16 protein-coding genes and 1 tRNA gene are annotated in these 18,828 nt (G+C 67.8%); 8 read left to right on the top strand and 9 right to left on the bottom strand.

Going from position 1 to position 18,828, the window contains the following annotated elements; translation table 11 throughout:
- Positions 1 to 40 precede the first annotated feature (40 nt).
- Together HMPREF9058_RS05195 and HMPREF9058_RS05190 are read right to left on the bottom strand one after the other, a co-directional pair.
- Positions 41 to 286 carry a hypothetical protein gene (locus HMPREF9058_RS05195; protein ID WP_009405436.1) on the bottom strand — a complete coding sequence of 82 codons (246 nt, stop codon included), beginning with the start codon at positions 284 to 286 and terminating at the stop codon, positions 41 to 43.
- Positions 283 to 1,521, bottom strand: coding sequence for an inorganic phosphate transporter (locus tag HMPREF9058_RS05190; protein ID WP_009747383.1), 1,239 nt, complete (start codon positions 1,519 to 1,521; stop codon positions 283 to 285). The genes HMPREF9058_RS05195 and HMPREF9058_RS05190 overlap by 4 nt, the downstream gene beginning before the upstream one ends.
- A 308-nt stretch (positions 1,522 to 1,829) precedes the next feature.
- Between HMPREF9058_RS05190 and HMPREF9058_RS05185 the strand changes: the two genes are divergently transcribed.
- Positions 1,830 to 3,431, top strand: coding sequence for an Hsp70 family protein (locus HMPREF9058_RS05185; RefSeq protein ID WP_009406231.1), 1,602 nt, complete (start codon positions 1,830 to 1,832; stop codon positions 3,429 to 3,431).
- A 23-nt stretch (positions 3,432 to 3,454) separates the two neighbouring features.
- Here the strand turns inward: HMPREF9058_RS05185 and HMPREF9058_RS05180 are convergent, their stop codons facing one another.
- The 7 genes from HMPREF9058_RS05180 to gndA form a co-directional block, all read right to left on the bottom strand.
- On the bottom strand, positions 3,455 to 4,414 hold the full coding sequence (locus tag HMPREF9058_RS05180; RefSeq protein ID WP_009747253.1) for an aldo/keto reductase: 960 nt from the start codon (positions 4,412 to 4,414) through the stop codon (positions 3,455 to 3,457).
- 161 nt (positions 4,415 to 4,575) lie between these two features.
- Positions 4,576 to 5,103 carry a MerR family transcriptional regulator gene (locus HMPREF9058_RS05175; RefSeq protein ID WP_009397704.1) on the bottom strand — a complete coding sequence of 176 codons (528 nt, stop codon included), beginning with the start codon at positions 5,101 to 5,103 and terminating at the stop codon, positions 4,576 to 4,578.
- Positions 5,104 to 5,420: 317 nt separating this feature from the next.
- Positions 5,421 to 5,897, bottom strand: a complete 477-nt coding sequence (locus HMPREF9058_RS05170; RefSeq protein ID WP_009747256.1) for a DUF151 domain-containing protein — start codon at positions 5,895 to 5,897, stop codon at positions 5,421 to 5,423.
- A 130-nt stretch (positions 5,898 to 6,027) separates the two neighbouring features.
- Positions 6,028 to 6,792 carry a MerR family transcriptional regulator gene (locus tag HMPREF9058_RS05165; protein WP_004564920.1) on the bottom strand — a complete coding sequence of 255 codons (765 nt, stop codon included), beginning with the start codon at positions 6,790 to 6,792 and terminating at the stop codon, positions 6,028 to 6,030.
- Positions 6,789 to 7,241, bottom strand: a complete 453-nt coding sequence (locus HMPREF9058_RS05160) for an FHA domain-containing protein (RefSeq protein WP_004564921.1) — start codon at positions 7,239 to 7,241, stop codon at positions 6,789 to 6,791. Before HMPREF9058_RS05160 ends, HMPREF9058_RS05165 begins: the two co-directional genes overlap by 4 nt.
- A 257-nt stretch (positions 7,242 to 7,498) precedes the next feature.
- The gene (pepN, locus tag HMPREF9058_RS05155) at positions 7,499 to 10,195 is read right to left on the bottom strand and encodes an aminopeptidase N (protein WP_009406128.1); all 2,697 of its coding nucleotides are present in this window, start codon (positions 10,193 to 10,195) and stop codon (positions 7,499 to 7,501) included.
- A gap of 81 nt (positions 10,196 to 10,276) precedes the next feature.
- Positions 10,277 to 11,752 (bottom strand): NADP-dependent phosphogluconate dehydrogenase, encoded by a 1,476-nt coding sequence (gene gndA / locus HMPREF9058_RS05150; protein ID WP_009747574.1) that lies wholly within the window; start codon positions 11,750 to 11,752, stop codon positions 10,277 to 10,279.
- Positions 11,753 to 12,168: 416 nt separating this feature from the next.
- On the opposite strand from gndA, the gene zwf reads away from it, so the two are divergent.
- From zwf to HMPREF9058_RS05115, 7 genes are all read left to right on the top strand, one after another.
- Entirely contained in the window at positions 12,169 to 13,752 is a 1,584-nt protein-coding gene (zwf, locus tag HMPREF9058_RS05145) for a glucose-6-phosphate dehydrogenase (RefSeq protein WP_009405821.1), read from the top strand.
- Positions 13,749 to 14,720, top strand: a complete 972-nt coding sequence (locus tag HMPREF9058_RS05140) for a glucose-6-phosphate dehydrogenase assembly protein OpcA (RefSeq protein ID WP_004564925.1) — start codon at positions 13,749 to 13,751, stop codon at positions 14,718 to 14,720. Before zwf ends, HMPREF9058_RS05140 begins: the two co-directional genes overlap by 4 nt.
- The gene (pgl, locus tag HMPREF9058_RS05135) at positions 14,713 to 15,507 is read left to right on the top strand and encodes a 6-phosphogluconolactonase (protein WP_004564926.1); all 795 of its coding nucleotides are present in this window, start codon (positions 14,713 to 14,715) and stop codon (positions 15,505 to 15,507) included. Before HMPREF9058_RS05140 ends, pgl begins: the two co-directional genes overlap by 8 nt.
- Positions 15,508 to 15,589: 82 nt before the next feature.
- Positions 15,590 to 16,651, top strand: coding sequence for an HNH endonuclease family protein (locus HMPREF9058_RS05130; protein WP_009405931.1), 1,062 nt, complete (start codon positions 15,590 to 15,592; stop codon positions 16,649 to 16,651).
- Between the two features lie 22 nt (positions 16,652 to 16,673).
- Positions 16,674 to 17,111 carry an RNA-binding S4 domain-containing protein gene (locus HMPREF9058_RS05125; RefSeq protein ID WP_009747644.1) on the top strand — a complete coding sequence of 146 codons (438 nt, stop codon included), beginning with the start codon at positions 16,674 to 16,676 and terminating at the stop codon, positions 17,109 to 17,111.
- A gap of 100 nt (positions 17,112 to 17,211) precedes the next feature.
- Positions 17,212 to 17,288, top strand: a tRNA-Pro gene (locus HMPREF9058_RS05120).
- A gap of 473 nt (positions 17,289 to 17,761) precedes the next feature.
- Positions 17,762 to 18,721 carry a CAP domain-containing protein gene (locus HMPREF9058_RS05115; RefSeq protein ID WP_009747227.1) on the top strand — a complete coding sequence of 320 codons (960 nt, stop codon included), beginning with the start codon at positions 17,762 to 17,764 and terminating at the stop codon, positions 18,719 to 18,721.
- The last annotated feature ends 107 nt before the right edge of the window (positions 18,722 to 18,828 follow it).

The following is an 18,828-nucleotide window of genomic DNA, read 5'->3' as shown; positions in this document are numbered from 1 at the left end:
GGGATGTTAGCAGGACCACTATCGTGCGCCGAGGCGGTTCTCAGTGGAAGTACGGGACGATAAGCCACAGACCGAATAACGCGATCACGCCGGCAATAGCGATGAAGACACCCGCCAGGACCTGAGCCAGACGCACTCCTTCGACCTCGCCGGCCTCGTGCTTGGCATGCACGGTGGCCAGCATGCGGGCCGCCAGCGAGCAGATGGTGAGGATGAAGGTGGTGCCCAGCACCGTCACGGATGCCACCAGCCCCAGTGAGCCCCAGTCGATCGCCATGCCGGTCATGCCATGGATCCTGTCGTCATCCGATGCGTACTGTCCTGGTCCGTCACGCCGTTGACGATCTCGGAACGCACCTCGTCCAGCGTCCGCGGTTCACGTCCCAGTGCCGGATCCTGCTTGACGACGACGACCTCGGAGGCGTCATTGACGTTGGAGAAATCCACCCGGTTGTGGCTCGCCTGCCGAATGATGGCCAGGGCTCCCAGGATGAGCAGGCAGATGACGACGATCGTGCCCGGCACGCCGCCCTTGACCGCGACATAGGACGTGGCGGCCCCCACCAGGCCTGAGCACGGAAGAGTCACCAGCCAGGCGATCCCCATCTTGCCGGCGGTCCTCCAGGACACCTTGGTGCCCCGGCCGATCCCGGAGCCCAGGATCGACCCGGTGCAGATGTGGGTGGTGGACAGGGCGAATCCCAGATGGGAGGAGGCTAGGATCGCCACCGTCGAGGCGGTCTCGGAGGCGAAGCCCTGCGGGGCCTCGACATGCACCAGCCCACGCCCCATAGTGCGCATGATGCGCCATCCGCCTGAGTAGGTGCCCAGGCCGATGGCGAGGCCTGCTGCGGCGATGACCCACCAGTGGGGGCCGGTACCGGCCTCCTGGTAGCCGCCGGCCACCAGCACCAGCGTGATGACCCCCATGGTCTTCTGACCATCAGACGTGCCATGGGACAGCGCCACCAGCGATGCGGTGACCCGCTGGCTGTTGCGGAAGAGTCTCTCGGAGTACGGGTTGGTCGGGTGCGCGATGCGGTAGGCCAGGGTCGTGGCCAGGGCTGCCGCCACTCCGGCCACCACCGGCGCGATGACGGCGGGCAGGATGATCTTGGAGATCACCGTCCCCCAGTGGACTCCCTGGACCCCGGCTGCCACCACGACCGCTCCGATGAGTCCTCCGAACAGCGCGTGGGACGAGGACGACGGCAGCCCGAACAACCAGGTCGCCAGGTTCCACAGGATGGCGCCGGCCAGACCAGCGAAGATCATGGCCGGCGCCGCCTCGATCACCGTGTCGTCGAACATCCCGTGCGAGATCGTCTTGGAGACCTCGGTCGACAGGCAGGCGCCGATGACGTTGAGCACGGCGGCGACCAGAACCGCTCTTCTGGGTGTGAAGGCGCCTGTCGCCACCGACGTCGCCATCGCATTGGACGAGTCGTGGAAACCGTTCGTGAAGTCGAAGACGAGGGCCGTCACGACGACAACGATCACGAGGAAGAGAATGGTGCTCATACCGTTCCCGATGGGAGATCTGGCTGACCCTCTCGGCCGCCCTGGCAGACGGCTGCGGAGGTCCGGGTCGCGTGAGCGCAACCCACCAGTATTGTTACCCGCCGACCCCCCTGCTGCCTAACCAATCGCATACGAGCCTCGCACTGGTTCCCCAGGTCTCATAAGCGCGTCATGGCCACTCCCCAGCAACACGGTCTTTCGTCCCACCTCAGGGGCAAAACCGCTGAGCCAATTGTCACGTTCCACAAGTACCTCGCAACATGGCGGCTTAGCCCGGAAGGAAGGGCCCGTCACGATAGAGTCACTGCATGGCAGCGGACACGACGAAGAGCCTGGACAGCATCGGCAGCGGCACCCTCCCCGACCAGGGGATCGACCACGAGTCAGCAACAGACATCGATCTGGGAATCGACCTGGGGACGACACGTACCGTCGTGGCGCGTGCTGACCGGGGGAACTATCCCGTTATCAGCTTCACCGACGAGCACGGCGACGAGCACGACTTCATCCCCTCGCTGACAGCGCTGCACGAGGGGACGCTCGTTCACGGTTTCGCCGCCAGGCAGGCAGCTCACCAGGGTGCTCCGTTGCTGCGCAGCCTCAAGCGGGTCCTGGCCTCCCCCACGTTGACCGCCTCGACGCCGGTACGGCTGGGAGACAGTACCTTCTCCGTTTTGGAGGTTCTCACCAGTTACCTCCGTCACCTGAAGTCCGAGCTCGCTGATCGGGGCATCGACATCACCCGCGCCCGCGTGGTGGTCGCCGTGCCCGCCCACGCCTACGGGGCGCAGCGTCTTCTGACTCTTGAGGCCTTCCAGCAGGCCGGCTTCCGTGTCGCCGCCATGCTCAACGAGCCCAGTGCAGCCGGATTCGAGTACACCCACCGCAAGGCGACCACCGTCTCCTCCAAGCGCACCCGGGTTCTGGTCTACGACCTGGGCGGTGGCACCTTCGACACCTCACTGGTCGACGTCGTCGGCACGTCTCACGAGGTGCTGGCCTCTCACGGGCTGGGAGACCTGGGCGGGGACGACATCGACCTGCTCATGGCCACGATGGCCCTGAGCCGGGCGGGCATCACCGAGGAGGAACTCTCCCCCACTGAGCTCGATGACTTGTTGGACCAGTGCCGCGACGCCAAGGAGCACCTCACCCCTCAGAGCCGTCGGGTGCTCATCATCCTCAGAGGCCAGGACGTCGTCCTGCCGGTGTCCGACCTGTACACGGCCTGCACACCGCTCATTGAGCGGTCCTTGGCCACGATGGCCCCTCTGGTTGGCAGGATGGACGACGGGAGCCCGGACCTGACCGACATCGCCGGCGTCTACCTGGTCGGCGGTGCCTCCGGTCTTCCCCTGGTGCCCAGGCTCCTGCGGGAGCGCTTCGGTCGTCGGGTTCACCGCTCCCCCTACCCCGGGGCCTCCACGGCCATCGGCCTGGCAATCGCAGCGGACCGCACCAGTGACTACGACCTGACCGACCGGCTCTCACGGGGTTTCGGTGTCTTCCGCGAGGCCGACGGCGGCCACCGTCTCACCTTCGACGCGATCCTGAGCCCCGAGTCGGTCCAGGCCTCGCCCGGGGGCCGGGAAGGCACGGTGCTGACCCGCGAGTACGATGCGGCGCACAACATCGGCTGGTACCGCTTCGTGGAGTGCGCCGGTGTCGACGAGGGCGGTGAGCCCCGCGGCGAGATCGCCCCCTACCAGGACATCGTCTTCCCCTTCGAGGCCTCACTGCGGGACGTCGACGACGAGGAGCTGAGGAGCTACTCGGTGGAGCGGCGCGATCACGGTCCGCGGATTCAGGAGCACTACCGCGTCGATGAGGCCGGCCTGGTTCGTGTCACCATCACCGACCTCTCCGACGGATACAGCCGTCGTTACGTTCTGGGCAGGCGCACCCTGTAACTGCCGGCCGACCCCGCAGCGGGTCAGGCGCGCGCGGCATCGGAGACCCGGGTGAGAGCCCGGGTCTCCTCGTCGCTGATCTCGAGCGTCAGCGCCTCCACGATCGGTCGCAGCTGACTCAGGTTGCGCGCCGAGGCCAAGGGAGCGGTGACACCGGGACGGTCACGCAGCCAGGCCAGTGCCACGGCTGCCGGCTCCACCCCGTGATCCGCCGCCACCCTGGCGACGGCCTCAACGACGTCATAGCATTCGGGCCGCTGGTAGTCGGCTACCATCCCTGCCCTCTCACCACTGATCGGCTCATCCCGACGGTACTTCCCCGTGAGGAAACCGGCGGCCAGGGCGAAGTAGGGCATGAGCCCCATACCGAGCTCGGCCGCCACCTGCCCCCTGGCGCCAGGGCCTTCGACGTCGTCTCGGTGGAGAAGGTTGTAGTGGGGCTGAAGGACGATGGGCCGTGCATACCCGTGAGCGTCAGCAATGGCGAACCACTGCCGGATGCGCTCAGGCGTGTAGTTGGACAGCCCCACGTGCCGGATCCTGCCGGCGAGTCGAGCCTCTTCGAAGGCGCCAACGGTCTCCTCCAACGGAGTCGACTCATCGTCGAAGTGGGCGTAGTAGATATCAATGACGTCGGTACACAGCCGCGACAGCGACTCCTCCAGCGCCCGGCGGACATTATCCGCGCTCAGACCCGGACGGTCGGGCTTCGTGGATACCTTCGTGGCCAGAACCACGCGCTCACGAACAGGACGCGAGGCGAGCCAGGCACCGATCACGGTCTCCGACTCCCCTCCTGAGTTCCCCGGAGCCCAGTAGGAGTATCCATCAGCAGTGTCGATGAGGTTCCCGCCACCGTCCAGGTAGGCGTCCAGCACCTCGAAGGAGATCGCCTCATCGGCCGTCCAGCCGAAGACGTTGCCTCCCAGCCCAATGGGGCTGATCCTCAGGTCGGCCAGGGTACGGGTGGGCGCTCCAGTCATCTTGCCTCCTGGTGCGAGAGCGCCGCCGGAAGCTGCACCGCAGCGACACTCGCCTTGTCATGAATCGGATCGACTCGGCCAGAGTACGTTGAAGGCTGGAACCGTCTCCACGGTTCCAGCCTCAGCGAACAGGCGTTCTGATGATGTGCGCCTCGCAGTGCTCAGATGGCCTGCTGCCGCTTGGCGGCGCGACGCTTGGCCAGCTCGTCCTCAACCAGAGGAGTACCGAGGGCCTGAGCGTGATCGACGGGGAGGTCCGCCAGCGCTCCCTCGACCTCGTGCCACACCCGCCCCACGGCGATGCCGAAGACGCCCTGGCCGCCGGCGACCAGGTCGACGACCTCGTCGGCCGAGGTGCACTCGTAGACCGAGGCGCCGTCGCTCATGAGGGTGATGGAGGCCAGATCCTCGACACCGCGAGAGTGCAGGGCACTGACCGCCGTACGGATCTGCTGGAGCGAGACCCCGGTGTCCAGAAGGCGCTTGACGACCTTGAGAACCAGGATGTCGCGGAAGGAGTAGAGCCGCTGGGAGCCCGATCCCTTGGCGCTTCGAATCGATGGCTCAACCAGCCCGGTACGTGCCCAGTAGTCGAGCTGGCGATACGTGATGCCGGCGGCTCGGCAGGCCACCGGCCCGCGGTAGCCCGAGTCGGCATCGAGCTGGGGAAGCGGGTCACCGAACAGCATGCCCTGAGTACGCTGAGGCCTTGCTATCGCGCTGGCTTCATTCATGCTCACGACCTGCTCCTGTCGCCGGAAGAACACGCACCTGAAACTGGTGCGGCGGCCCGCCTCGTGCGGCCACGGCTCCACGATAGGGCCACTTGAGGCGATGCTCAACGAAGGGCGCGCCCCATCTCGGTGTGCCGTCAGGCATGAATCTCTAGGTGAGGTCGACAGTCGCGGTCCACACACCGACTATTCCCCATGATGCAGCCGATTCTTCAACAAGACAGCAGTGTCCATAAGTGACGCAGATTACAACACTAGTCACATCAGTCACATCAGTCCCGCGTGTCGCCGTCGGCCAGGTCATCGGTCTGCGACAGCACTCGCTGCCACTGCTCGAGGCGCTCCGCACCGTGGTCGTCGCTGAGGTCCACAGCCCTCAGGCGCGTTAGCGAGCTGCTGGCGTGCACCGGGAACCGGTGGTATCCACTCAGAAGCAGCCCCTCTCCCGGAGTGCAGGCAACAGTCGTCACCCCGCTGGCCCGGGCAGGAGTCTCAACGACGAGCCTGGCGACGATACGCGCGTCATCGTCGACGTCGAGCTCAGTGCGCCCGATGCGACCGCCCAGCGCCTCGACGACGTCGTCAAGGAGCCTGGGCCATGAGGGCGAGCGGTGCGAGCCGTGGGCCTGCAGCACCAGCCCCTCGTGCGCCGTCACCGGAATGGCCAGCATCGCCGGTCCGCCGTCCTCCACGAGGACGGCGACCAAGCCGTCATCAGGATCGGTGGATCTGACACCCACCAACTGCATCAAGGGCACGTTCCAACCCTACGGGAGGTGGTCACCCCTGTCCCGGGAACGCGCGACCGATGCACGCTGACCTTCGTCGACACGTGCCACCGGCCGGCTGGACGCCTACCGGGCGTGCACGCGCCCGCTCTCAGCCCAGCGCGTCAACGGCGCGACGCAGCAGAATCGTGTGCAGATCCGCGACGAGCTCGGCCAGCTCCCGAGCCGTCTCCTCACCGGCGCTGCGCGAGCGTGACCGACGCGGAGCCACTGCCTGGTCGATTGTGTCCGCTTCCCGCTCAGCTGAGGCACGTACCGCGCGCAGGTTGCGCAGGGGCACTCCCTTGCGGGTGATCTCCATGGCCAGACGCACGGTCCTGAGGTTCTGCTGACTGTAGCGTCCACGAACATCGGGACTGATGAGTCCGACCGCGACGAGCTCCTCGATCTGGGACTCACTGGCACCGGAGTGAGCCAGGAGCGCCTCCAGATCCATGGGGCCGTCGTCGACGATCCGGCCATCCCGGGCGACCACCCGGGCGACGGGCTGCGGGGCGGGGGCCTCGACGTCGGCGTCCAGCCGTGCCAGACGCTCACGGATGACGTGCAACGGAAGGTACTCGTCGCGCTGCACCGCCAAGGCGTATCGCAGCCGCTCCAGGTCCGCCTGCGAGTAGCGACGGTACCCGTTGCCGACACGGTGAGGGCTGATGAGCCCCTCACCCTCGAGATAGCGAACCTTGGAGATCGACAGGGCAGGGAACTCCACCTTGAGGAGATCCACCACCTGTCCGATCTTCATCACAGGCTCTCGAGAGATGCCGCGGGGCCAGGTCTCGCCTGCCGGGCGCTCAGAGGCCTCAAGCAAGGAGGAGGGGGCGTCTCGCTTCTTGCTTCGTGCGGTTGCAGCGCTCACCGAGACGCGGCTCCGCCCTGGGGGCCGGGGTGGTAGGTCATCCGGTACTTGCCGATCTGGACTTCGTCGCCGGAGCGGAGCGCCACTTGCTCCACACGCGTGCGGTTAACATACGTTCCATTGAGCGAACCGGAGTCACGGACGCCGTACCCGCCATCGGGCAGCGACGAGAAGACCGCGTGCTTCCTGGAGACGGTGACGTCATCGAGGAAGATGTCCGCACGAGGGTGGCGCCCCACGGTGGTCTCCTCGGCGTCCAGGAGGAACCGCGCACCGGTGGTCGGCCCGTGGTGGACGAGGAGAAGCGCCGTTCCCGACGGTAGGGCAGCGATCGCGGCGGCGTCCTGCTGGCTCAGCCCCACCACCGGGGAGTCGACTGCGTTGGCGACGTCGACGACCCCGAAGGTCTGTGTGGAGGAGGGATCCTGCTCGATCGGACTGCTCGACATTATTCCTGCCCCTCAGTTCGTTGCGGCGCCCGGTGCGCCGCCTCAGGGACCACCATACCGTTCGTTGCACCGCCGTCGAGTCAACACCACGACGCGACCCTCCATGATTGGCCAGCAGCCTACCCGCTGCACGCCCGCGACGATGCCCGCGAGGTGACTGGGAGCACCGATTGAAGGTCTCAAACAGGTCACGGCTCCGCATTGATGATACTCAGGCTAGGACAAAGGTCTCACGGGATGGAGATGGCCCGATCCCTTCAGAGAACCGCAGAGCCTGTGCGTCGAGCGGTCAGAGCGCGTCGCAGGTCGTCCAGGCTCTTGAGGATGAGTCGGCGCAGGGCCGACGGCGCCTCGGGGTGTGTCGCGAGCCAGTCCTCGACCGCTTGGGCATCCGCCTCGTCCCCGCAGGAGGGGAAGAGCCCGACGACCAACCGGGTGGCGATCTCCTGACCGCGCTCGGCCCACAGCCCTTGGATCTCCCGGAGGTAGCGAGGGGTGAAGGACGCGGTCAGCTCACGGTGGGCGTCGACGGCGAAGCCGGCCACGAGGGCGTCGATGTGGTCGTTGCTCAGTGTGGTGTCGCTGAGGAGCATTTCGAAGACCTCGGCCTTGAGGTCCTGGTGGGGCATCGAGGTGGAGGCCTGCAGGTGATGGGTGATGCCGCTGGCCGTCGGGTCCGCCTTTCGCTGTACCTCGAGCTCGTTGGCACTGACGGCGTCCAGCCGCGCCAGAGCGGTTAGGGCCCGCCACCGCATGTCGGCGTCCAGCTCCAGTCCGGGCAGGGCTCCGTCCAGGATCTCTCGTGCACGAGCGGCCACCTGGGCACTGCCCGCCTCACCGAGCAGCCTCGCCTGCCCTGCTGCCTCCAGCCAGGCGCGGGCGCGCACGATCTGGGCGTCGGATCCCGGCGCGGCAGCACGGAGCCTGCCCCACCCACCGGGCAGGACGGCCGGCTCCCCCTCCGTGGAGGGCCCGGTCGAGTCATCGGCCACGAGGCGCTCCAGGAGCCCGCGACGCGTGTGCTGGTCGGCGTACCTGCAGGCGACCCGCAGCGCCTGGTTCAGCAGGACGGTCAGGGTGCTCGGCTCGGTATCATCGTCGGCGTGTGCCAGAACGGCCTGGACGAACAGTGCCGCATCGATGACCGCGTCACGGACGAGGTTGTGCAGCATCGACCAGGCCAAGGACCTCGCCATGGGGTCACGCAGGGAGCCGAGCGAGGCGGTCAGGCATGACAGCGAGGTGTCGTCGGGCCGCACGACGGCGTAGGTGAGGTCCTCGTCGTTGACGATGACGAGATCGGGAGCGGGCAGACCCACGGCCTCGACGACGTCGAGGCTCGCGGCCTCCAGGACCACCGGCAGGCGGTGGGTGCGTACCAGCGCTCCGTCCCCGTCGAAGGAGTACAGGCCGACGACGAGCGTGTGCGGACGCAGCACGCTCTGCCCGCTCACCGGGTCGATCCCCTCCTGTTGCAGGGTCAGGGAGGCGATGCGTCCCTCATGAACGACCAGCTCGTCGGTGATGACTGAGGGGCCTGCGGTGTGGAGCCAGGCATGAGCCCAGTTCTGCATGTCACGGCCCGAGACCTGGGAGAGCACGTGCAGGAAGTCGTCCAGGGAGGCGTTGCCGTAGGCTCTGCGCTCGAAGAGGAGCCCCGAGGCCTTGAAGAAGGCCTCCTGGCCGACGTGGGCGACGAGCTGTTTGAGGACGGCGGCCCCCTTGGCGTAGGTGATGCCGTCGAAGGCCTGCCGAGCAGCCTCGACGTCGTCGACCCGGGCGACGATGGGGTGGGTAGTGGCCGGCCGGGAGTCCTCCAGGTAGGCCCAGGCCTTACGGGTGGAGGCGAAGCTCACCCAGGCCTCGGTGTAGCCGGCCGCCTCGGCCTCGGCCCAGGTGCCCTGGTGATCGGCGAAGGACTCCTTGAGCCAGGTGTCCTCCCACCAGGTGGGGGTCACGAGGTCGCCGAACCACATGTGACACATCTCGTGGAGGATCGTGTTGGCGCGTCCGGCCCTCTGGGAGCGGGTGACCGGCCCCCTGAAGAGGTAGAGCTCCTCGTTGAAGGTGACGCAGCCAGGGTTCTCCATGGCGCCGAGGTTGTACTCCGGGACGAGCACGCTGTCGTAGGAGTCCCAGGGGAAGCCGTAGGCGTAGGCCCGGTCATAGAGGTCCAGGCCGGCCCGGGTCAGGTCGAGGAGCTCAGCGGCATCGAGGTGCTCGGCGAGGCTGGCTCGGCAGGACCACGACAGCGGGATCGTCAGGCCCGGCCGGCTCGGGGACGTCCATTGCCCGGTCACTCGGTGCCAGGGGCCGGCCGCCAGTGCGGTGAGGTAGCTGGGCAGGGGCCTGGAGGCGGCGAAGGACGTCGTCTCACAGCCGCAGTCCGTGCCGGTGGCCTGGGGGCTCGATCCGCCTGCTTGCGGGCGGGTGTTGGACATGACCGTCCAGCCGCGGGGGTGCCTGACCTCCAGCGAGAAGCGGGTCTTGATATCCGGCTGCTCCATGACCGGCCAGGCCCGGCGCGCGTCGGAGGGCTCGAAGTGGGTGTAGAGGTAGGTGGCGCCGTCGACCGGGTCGTGGAAGCGGTGCAGCCCCTGACCCGAGTTGGAGTAGAGGCCGCGCGCCGTGATCTCCACCGTGTGCTCGCCCGGGTCGAGGACGGGCAGCTCGATACGGGCCCCGTCCCAGGTCACCGGGGCGGGTTGCCCGTCGATGCTGAGGGAGTCGACCGTCTGCCCCACGAAGTCCACCCAGAGTCCTTCGGCGCGTTGCCTGATGTCCAGGCCCATCAGGCAACGCACGCTGAAGGCGGCCTCGTGGCGGTCGATGGCCCCGGTGACATCGACAGCCACGTGGGCAGAGGGCACCTGGCACACGGAGGATCGCCAGGCGGCCTCCTCGTGACGCAGGTTCGTGGGGCTGTCGGAGCGGGCGGGCGCGGCGGTCGTCATGCGGCAAAATCTAGCGGCATGCGGTCGCGGCCGAGACCTCAGCGAGCCTGGTACGAGGTGGGTACCAGGCCTCGCCAAACCTCAGTCCCACTTCTCCTCGGTGCGCTCGGGCGTGGCCCACAGGGTGTGGTAGACGCCCTCGACGTCATCGGTGCGGTGGTAGGTGTGCGAGCCGAAGAAGTCTCGCTGCCCCTGGATGAGGGCGGCCGGCAGGCGCCGGGAGCGCAGCTGGTCGACGTAGGCCAGGGAGGAGGCGAAGGCCGGGGCGGGGACGCCGGTGGTGGCGGAGGTGGCCACGACCTGGCGCCAGGCGGGCAGAACCTTCGCCAGGGAGGAGGCGAAGACCGGCGCCGTGAGCAGACTGGCCAGAGAGGGGTTCTCGGCGTAAGCACGGGTGATGTCGTCCAGGAAGCGGGCGCGGATGATGCAGCCGCCTCGCCAGATGCGGGCCATGGCACCCAGGTCGATGTTCCAGTCGAACTGCTTGGAGGCGGTGGCGATCTCATCGAAGCCCTGGGCGTAGGCGGCGATCTTGGAGCCGTAGAGGGCCTGCTTGACGGCATCGACGAAGCCGCGTCGCTCCTCGGGGTCGGTCAGGGCCGTCTGCGTGGTTCCTGCAGCGATGTCAGCGGCCTGGACCGCGGCCCGCGCCGCGCTGGAGGAGGATACCGCGCGTGCGAAGGTGGCCTCGGCGATGGCTGGCACGGCCACTCCCAGCTCGAGAGCCGTCTGGGTGGTCCACACGCCGGTGCCCTTCTGCCCGGCCGCGTCGACGACGACGTCGACGAAGGCCTCACCGGTGGCCGCATCGGTGTGGGACAGGACCTCGGTGGTGATGTCGATGAGGTAGGAGTCGAGCTCGGAGTCCTTCCAGGAACGGAAGACCTCAGCGATCTCGGGGACCGTGAACCCGCCGACGTGGCGCAGCAGGTCGTAGGCCTCGGCGATGAGCTGCATGTCGGCGTACTCGATGCCGTTGTGGACCATCTTGACGAAGTGGCCGGCACCGTCGGGACCGACGTGGGTGCAGCACGGCGTGCCGTCCACGTGGGCAGAGATGGACTCCAGCATCGGCCCCAGGCGGTCGTAGGACTCGGCGGTGCCACCGGGCATGATCGAGGGGCCGTTGAGCGCCCCCTCCTCGCCGCCGGAGACCCCCATGCCCACGAAGTGCAGCCCGCGCTCACGCAGGGAGATCTCGCGGCGCCGGGTGTCGGTGTAGAGCGTGTTGCCGGCGTCGACGATGATGTCGCCGGGCTCCATGAGGGCGGCCAGCTCCTCTATGACCGCCTCGGTGGCCGCTCCGGCCTGGACCATGATGATGGCCACACGCGGCGTGCGCAGCGAGGCCACGAAATCCTTCAGGTCAGCGGCGGGCACGAAGTCGCCCTCGGAGCCGTAGCGTTCGATGAGCCTCTCGGTGCGGGCCAGCGTGCGGTTGAAGACGGCGACCGCGTGACCGTGACGAGCCAGGTTGCGGGCCAGGTTCGCCCCCATCACCCCCAGCCCGAAGACACCGAGGTCGGCTGTGGCCGGTGCGGGGATGAAGCTGCTCATGGACGTCCTTTCCTGTGCCGCAGCCCCCTCATGACGGCGCTGCGATTCCAAGCCTTGGTGCGGAGGATAATGGTTGCGCTCTGCGATAACGGCAACGGCGTGTCAACATTCCGGTTCACGACGCTGATGAGTACCACCCGCACCTGTCAACCTCTGTGACCTTACCGCGTCCTGTCCTCGCGCACGAGGACCGTCCGTGGTTCAGACGTGTCGACAACGGCGTGTGACGGCTCACGACAGGCCTGTCCCTGCCGGGTGAGCCGCCTGAGGTGGCGTTACAGTGACGGGTGCGGCCAGCACGGTTCCTCCGGGCGGTGCAGCGGCCCCGGCCGGGCCTCCGCTCAGGGTGCCGCAGTGCTCCGACGACCAGTCGGTGCCACCTGGTCCGCCGTTCGTCGAATCTCAGAAAGGCTGACGTGTCCAGCTCCGACTCTGCGACTCCGTTCCCGTCGTCGAGACCCGCGCGGGCGGTCAACCCGCTTCTCGACGCCCGTGACCTTCGCCTTCCGCGTATCGCGGACCCCTGCGTCCTGGTGATGTTCGGCATCACCGGCGATCTGGCTCGCCACAAGCTCCTGCCCGCGATCTACGACCTGGCCAACCGGGGCCTGCTCTCCCCCAGCTTCTCCCTGGTGGGGGTCGGCCGGCGCTCCTGGTCCGACGATGACCTGCGCGCCTACGTGGAGAAATCGGCTCGGGAGGGCGCCCGTACCCCGTGGCGTCCCGCCATCTGGGAGCAGCTGGCAGCGGGGATGCGCTTCGTGGAGTTCGCCTCCTTCGAGGACGACGCCGCCTATGACCGGCTCACGGCCGTGGTGGATGACCTGGACGCCACCCGGGGCACGCGCGGCAACCGAGCCTTCTATCTGTCGATCCCTCCGGGGTGGTTCCCCGCCGTCACCGAGCGCATCGCCCGCTCCGGGCTCGTGGAGGAGTCGGCCGAGGCCTGGCGCCGCGTGGTCATTGAGAAGCCCTTCGGGCACGACCGCGCCAGCGCCCGAGAGCTCGATGACCTCGTGGGACGCATCGTGCGTCCCGACGACGTCTTCCGGGTCGACCACTACCTGGGCAAGGAGACGGTGCAGAACATCCTGGCGCTGCGGTTCGCCAACACGATGTTCGAGCCGCTGTGGAACCAGCGCTACGTCGACCACGTCCAGATCACGATGGCCGAGGACATCGGTATCGGAACCCGGGCCGGTTACTACGACACCATCGGCTCGGCGCGCGACGTCATCCAGAACCACCTGCTCCAGCTCCTGGCACTGACCGCGATGGAGGAGCCCACCAGCATGGAGGCGGCCGCGGTGCGCCTGGAGAAGGAGAAGGTGCTCAACTGCGTGCGTCTGGAGCGCGACGGGGTGCTGGACCTGGACCTCACCACTGCCCGGGGCCGTTACGACGCCGGCTTCCAGGGAGGGCTGCCGGTGCGGGGCTATCTGGAGGAGGACGGCGTCGCCGCCGACTCCCGCACCGAGACCTTCGCCGCCCTGCGTCTGGAGATCGCCAACCGTCGCTGGGCCGGCGTGCCGTTCTATCTGCGCGCCGGTAAGCGCCTGACCCGCCGGGTCACCGAGGTCGCCGTCGTCTTCAAGCAACCGCCGTTCCTGCCCTTTGAGTCGGCGGCCACCACAGCCGTGGGTGCCAACACCATCGTGCTGCGCATCCAGCCCGATGAGGGCATCACGCTGCGGCTGGCCTCCAAGGTGCCCGGAACCCAGATGGAGCTGCGCGACGTCTCCATGGACTTCGGCTACGGAGCCACCTTCAACGAGGAGTCCCCGGAGGCCTACGAGCGCCTCATCCTCGATGCGCTCCTGGGTGACGCCCCACTCTTTCCCCACCAGCGCGAGGTCGACCTGTCCTGGCGCATTCTCGATCCCGTCATCGAGCACTGGAGCGCCGGTGGGAGTCCCGAGGGCTATCGCCCCGGCTCCTGGGGGCCGGTAAGTGCCCACGAACTCCTTGCCCGCGACGGCCGCACCTGGAGGCGCTCATGATTACCACACTGACCGCGACGACCACATCCCGGATCGTCTCCCGGCTGGTGGAGCACGAGGGGACCTCCGGCTCCTCCCGGGTGCTGACTCTCGTGATCTCCACCGACGAGAAGGGCCTGGAGGATGCACTGTGCGCCGCGCACGGCGCCAGCCGGGATCACCCCAGCCGCATCATCGCCGTCGTCAAACCGCCTGAGGAGGACACTGCCGGTCGCGTGACTCCGCGCAGCCGTGACGGACACGTCCCAGCCCAGGCCGGAGGGCACCTGGATGCCGAGATCCGTGTCGGTCACGACGCCGGTGCCGGCGAGACGCTGGTTCTGAGGCCTTGGGACGAAGCGGCTCTGCACACCGACACGCTGGTGGTGCCCTTCCTCCTGCCCGACGCCCCGGTGGTCGTGTGGTGGCCGACGACCGTCCCCGAGATCCCCTCACAGGACCCCTTGGGACGCCTTGGCTCCACACGCATCACCAACACTCCCGCGCAGGACTTCCCGGCCAGGGCGCTGCGAGAGCTGGCACCGGTGAGCGTGCGCGGCGACATCGACCTGGCCTGGACCCGCATCACCCTGTGGCGCGCCATGGTGGCCTCCACCCTGGACCCGCTGCTGCGCGCGGGCAGCCTGCGAGAGCTCGTGGTGGCCGGCGAGCCGAGGAACTCCTCGCTCTCCCTCATGATCGCGTGGTTGCGGCTGCGGCTGGACGTACCGGTCACGAGAGTCGATGAGGAGGACTTCAAAGGCATCTCCTCCATTACCGCCAGAACCGACGACGGCGAGATCATCATCGCCCGCCATGACCTGGAGCGGGTCACGATCACGCGCCCCGGCTCCCCCGAGCCCCAGGTGGTCACGATGGCGCGGCGTGAGCCGGTCAGCACCCTCAACGAGGAGCTGCGCCGGCTCACCCCCGACCTCGTCTACCAGGAGGTCCTGGCCACGCTGCTCGAGGAGCCCGTCAATGACTGACACCGGCACCCCCCGCACCCGGGCCATCGCTGAGATCCAGGAGGCGGCTTCGGCCGCCGCCACGCCAGAGGTCATCGTGCTTCCCACACTGAGCGACGCCGCGCGCAGGGCCTGCCAGGACACCGTGCGAATCCTGGCCGCGGCGGTGACGGACCGGGGAGTCGCCCACCTGGCGCTGACAGGCGGTTCCGGGGGGATGGCGCTGTCTGAGGCCCTCGCGCCGCTCATCGCCGCCCAGCCCGAAGAGGTGCGTCGCGCCATCCACCTGTGGTTCGGTGACGAGCGCTTCGTGCCCGCCGGGGACCCGGAACGCAACGATCTGCTGGCCACTCCCCTCATCGCCGCAGGCATCAGGGAGTCTCAGACCCACCGGCTGGCCGCTCCGAACGAGGTCGGTGGCCTGGATGAGGCGACCGCCCGCATGGCCCACGAGCTTATGTCGGCGGGTGTGGCCCACGGCGGCTTCGACGTCGTCCACGTGGGGCTGGGACCTGATGCGCACGTCTGCTCCCTCTTCCCCGGGCACCCGGCCGCGCTCGCGGTGGAGGCTCCCGCCGTGGCCGTGCGCAACTCGCCCAAGCCGCCTCCCGAGCGCTACTCCCTGACCTTCGATGCCTTGCAGCATGCCGGCCGGATCATGGTGGTGGCCGGCGGTGAGGGCAAGGCCGAGGCGGTCCGCCTGGGGCTGGGCGCTCCCGATGTGCTTAAGGCACCGGCCTCGTGCTGCCGGGGAAAGCAGACCACCTGGTACCTGGATGAGCAGGCCAACGCCCTGACGACTGATTGAGTCTGATCCGGTCGCCCTGCCTGCGCAGTGCGGGCCGACGAGCCCGAGACTTCATGTCGGTGGGTAGGGCTACCGTAGCCTCATGAACGCTTCCGGCCGGCTCCTGGCGCGCCTGACGGTACTCGGTGCGCTCAGTGCGTCGGGGATGACAGCAGCTCTTCCCGTCCATGCCGATGATGCCTCGCCGGAGCCCTCGCAGAGGTCAGCGGCCACCGAGCTCGCCGCCCTCCATGAGGCGCCCTGGGACCGGAGAGGAGACTTCATCCTGTCCCTGAAGGCATCTCTTGAGGTGCTTTCGGAGCTGCCCGAGGACGCTCCGGCCGCCCGCTCCTGGGCCGAGGGAGGTTCCCGAACCGGCTGGTTCGGTGAGGCGTGGACCGACGTCGACGGTGACGGTTGTGACACTCGTAACGAGATCCTGGCCCGGGACCTGGAGGATGCCGACTTCTCGCGCGCCGACGGCCTTCAGTCCCGGGAGGAGGGACGTGGCCGGGGTGCGGGCGTGTGCCCGGACGCCACTGTCTGGGCGGGCGTCCTTCAGGATCCCTACACCGGCAGAAGGGTCACCTTCACACGCGGTCAGGAGACCTCAGCGGCTGTCCAGATCGACCATGTGGTACCGCTGAACTACCTCTACGCCCACGGAGCCTGGCAGTGGGATGAGCGCACCCGACTGCTGGTGGCCAACGACCCGCTGAATCTCGTCGCCGTTGAAGGCGAGGCCAATCAGGCCAAGGGCGCCTGCGGGCCGGCGAGCTGTCCCGTTGGTTCCACCGAGACCGGCAGCTGGCGGCCCACCGGACCGGGCGGCTGGTGGCCGGCCAACTCCTCCTACCGCTGCACCTACGCACGTCGCTTCGTCTCAGTGGCCGCCGCCTACCGGCTTGGCCTGCCTCAGGCCGACAAGGCGGCGCTGAGCACCACCTTGAACAGCTGTCTCGCCGGTGGGGACGGGACCGCATCCCTCCCGGAACGCGCCGCGCGTAGCGCGAAAGAGGTCGGCTCCGTGGTGTGGCACAGTCCCCGATACGCCGCACTGGCAGCACTCGGCGCCCTGGTTCTGGGCTGGGGACTCATCCTTCGAGGCAGACGTCGAGGGCGCGCAGTCTCACGGCGTCGGCGCCGTTCCATGTCCCGCCACTGAGCCGTCTGCTTAGGATGCCGCCATGGCAGCTCACCCCCGTTCCGCCTCCAGCGGCAACAACGCTCCAAGTGCACCGACGTCGGCTCGTATCGACGTCTGGCTGTGGAGCGTGCGGCAGATCAAGTCCCGTTCGGCGGCGACGAGCGCCTGCAAGGCTGGGCATGTACGCATCAACGGAGAGACCGCCAAGCCCGCCCAGCACGTCTCGGTGGGGGACGAGGTCCGCTACCGGGTCGATGGCTTCGACCGGCTACTGACCGTCACTCGAATCCTCACCAAGCGGGTGGGTGCCCCCATCGCCCGCACCGCGTACATCGACTCCTCTCCCCCTCGCCCGTCGCCCCTGGATGCGCCGGCAGCTGTCATCCGAGATCGCGGGGCAGGACGGCCCACGAAGAAGGAGCGTCGTCAGCTCGACGCCCTCATGGGAGGCGGACGCCATCAGGATGACCGCGTCTGACGCGCCGGGGTGAGCGGCCTCACCGCCAGCAGATTTCGGAAGGAGCCGCCCCATGGGTTAAGGTTCTGCTCGTTGCAAGCGGCCCGAAGCCGCGAGTCAACGGGCTGTGGCGCAGTTTGGTAGCGCACTTGACTGGGGGTCAAGGGGTCGTGGGTTCAAATCCCGCCAGCCCGACCAGAACAAAGGTCCGCACTCTTTCAAAGGAGTGCGGACTTTTTTGTTGACAGCACTTCGGCAGCAGACGTTCACATTCTTCCGAGGCCACCCTTATCAACACCAGACACATTTGCATCCCACATAACAACCATTAGGCTAATTTAAGCCGATGAGCCCGATAGCAATTTACCGACCTTTAATCACGATCCAGTCAACGTTGCAATGACGGCGGTCACCCAGCCTGCCCGCCGCCTGCAGCCAGTTTTCATTGGTACCTCAAGACGAAAGAACTACCCCTTGCAGTCGGCCACATGATTCAGCCGCGCGACGAATTCGGTCAGAAAAGTCACAACCGAATAACATGCATGACTGACGCGACTGTGGTTGAGTGAACACCGACATCAAGGGTGTCTCACAGCATCCTGCGCGTCGGCTCATCGTCGATTGTGCAAATCAGACTGTGTTCTCATATTCCCGATCAGAGAGAACGACACATGAACATCAAGCGCGTCATCGCCGCAGCTGCGCTCACCGTCGTGCCGCTGACCGCCTCCTCGGCCGCACTGGCCGCTCCGGCCGCCCCTCAGGGCGCACCTGCAGCCGCCGCCGCGGTTCCCGCCCAGGTGACCTCGGAGGGGGCCCAGTACGCCGACACCGTCCTGAACAAGGTCAACGAGCTGCGCAGCAGCCTGAACCTTCAGCCCGTGACCCGGTACCAGGAGCTCGACGCCGTCGCACAGGACTGGTCCGAGCAGCAGGCCGCCGCCAACAACATGAGCCACCGCCCCGACTTCACGTCGGTCTACCCCAAGGGCTGGACCACCGGCTCTGAGAACGTGGCCTGGCGTACCGCGGGTGGCGACACCGGCGCGCTGATCTTCGAGCAGTGGCTCAACTCCCCCGGCCACTACAAGAACATGACCGACCCGAACGTCAACTCCATCGGCATCGGTTTCGCCCAGACCTCGGACGGCAGGTGGTACGCCACCCAGAACTTCGCCGCCTACAACGTCAGCAACTCGACGCTGACCCCGTCGACCACGACGACCACCAACACCACCACCACGACGACGAAGAGCAACACCCCGCCGTCGACGACCGACACCCCGCCGACGGACACCACCGTTCCCGGTCCGACGCCGACCCCGGAGACCACTCCGTCGACGCCGTCCACCGAGACGACTGCTCCGGCTCCGACTGCTCCCCCGACCTCGGAGACCACCACCCCTGCGTCCACGCCTTCCGCTCCGGCCACCACGGTGACCACTGAGACCGTCACGACCACCGGTACCCCGGCCAAGCCGTCAGCGACTCCTGTCGTTGCGGCTCCTCGCACCACCCCGACGAAGCCCGCCCTGGCCACCACTGGTCCGAGCATCGCCGTCGCCGTCGCCGCCGCCGGCCTGCTGGGCACCGGCGCCGTCCTCGTCATGCGTCGCCGCCAGGCCAGCTGACTGAGCTGAAGGCTCTCAGAGCGCGAGCCGTTCCTCTGACGGGCGCCTGTTGGTCCACTGATCGGTGTGGGCCAGCAGGCGCCCGTCTTGTGCGCGCCTCACACCGT

The organism is Actinomyces sp. oral taxon 175 str. F0384 (assembly GCF_000223355.1).
GTDB lineage: Bacteria > Actinomycetota > Actinomycetes > Actinomycetales > Actinomycetaceae > Actinomyces > Actinomyces oris.
The sequence above is the reverse complement of the archived record's forward strand: the minus strand, read 5'-3'. Positions and strand labels throughout refer to the sequence as shown.

Coding starts and splice junctions, on each gene's coding strand:
- HMPREF9058_RS05170 (WP_009747256.1), bottom strand. CDS start 5,897: ATGCAGTTGGTGGGTGTCAGATCCACCGATCCTGATGACGGCTTGGTC.
- HMPREF9058_RS05115 (WP_009747227.1), top strand. CDS start 17,762: ATGAACATCAAGCGCGTCATCGCCGCAGCTGCGCTCACCGTCGTGCCG.
- gndA (WP_009747574.1), bottom strand. CDS start 11,752: ATGAGCAGCTTCATCCCCGCACCGGCCACAGCCGACCTCGGTGTCTTC.
- HMPREF9058_RS05130 (WP_009405931.1), top strand. CDS start 15,590: ATGAACGCTTCCGGCCGGCTCCTGGCGCGCCTGACGGTACTCGGTGCG.
- HMPREF9058_RS05140 (WP_004564925.1), top strand. CDS start 13,749: ATGATTACCACACTGACCGCGACGACCACATCCCGGATCGTCTCCCGG.
- HMPREF9058_RS05185 (WP_009406231.1), top strand. CDS start 1,830: ATGGCAGCGGACACGACGAAGAGCCTGGACAGCATCGGCAGCGGCACC.
- pepN (WP_009406128.1), bottom strand. CDS start 10,195: ATGACGACCGCCGCGCCCGCCCGCTCCGACAGCCCCACGAACCTGCGT.
- HMPREF9058_RS05190 (WP_009747383.1), bottom strand. CDS start 1,521: ATGAGCACCATTCTCTTCCTCGTGATCGTTGTCGTCGTGACGGCCCTC.
- pgl (WP_004564926.1), top strand. CDS start 14,713: ATGACTGACACCGGCACCCCCCGCACCCGGGCCATCGCTGAGATCCAG.
- HMPREF9058_RS05125 (WP_009747644.1), top strand. CDS start 16,674: ATGGCAGCTCACCCCCGTTCCGCCTCCAGCGGCAACAACGCTCCAAGT.
- HMPREF9058_RS05180 (WP_009747253.1), bottom strand. CDS start 4,414: ATGACTGGAGCGCCCACCCGTACCCTGGCCGACCTGAGGATCAGCCCC.
- HMPREF9058_RS05160 (WP_004564921.1), bottom strand. CDS start 7,241: ATGTCGAGCAGTCCGATCGAGCAGGATCCCTCCTCCACACAGACCTTC.
- HMPREF9058_RS05195 (WP_009405436.1), bottom strand. CDS start 286: ATGACCGGCATGGCGATCGACTGGGGCTCACTGGGGCTGGTGGCATCC.
- HMPREF9058_RS05175 (WP_009397704.1), bottom strand. CDS start 5,103: ATGCTGTTCGGTGACCCGCTTCCCCAGCTCGATGCCGACTCGGGCTAC.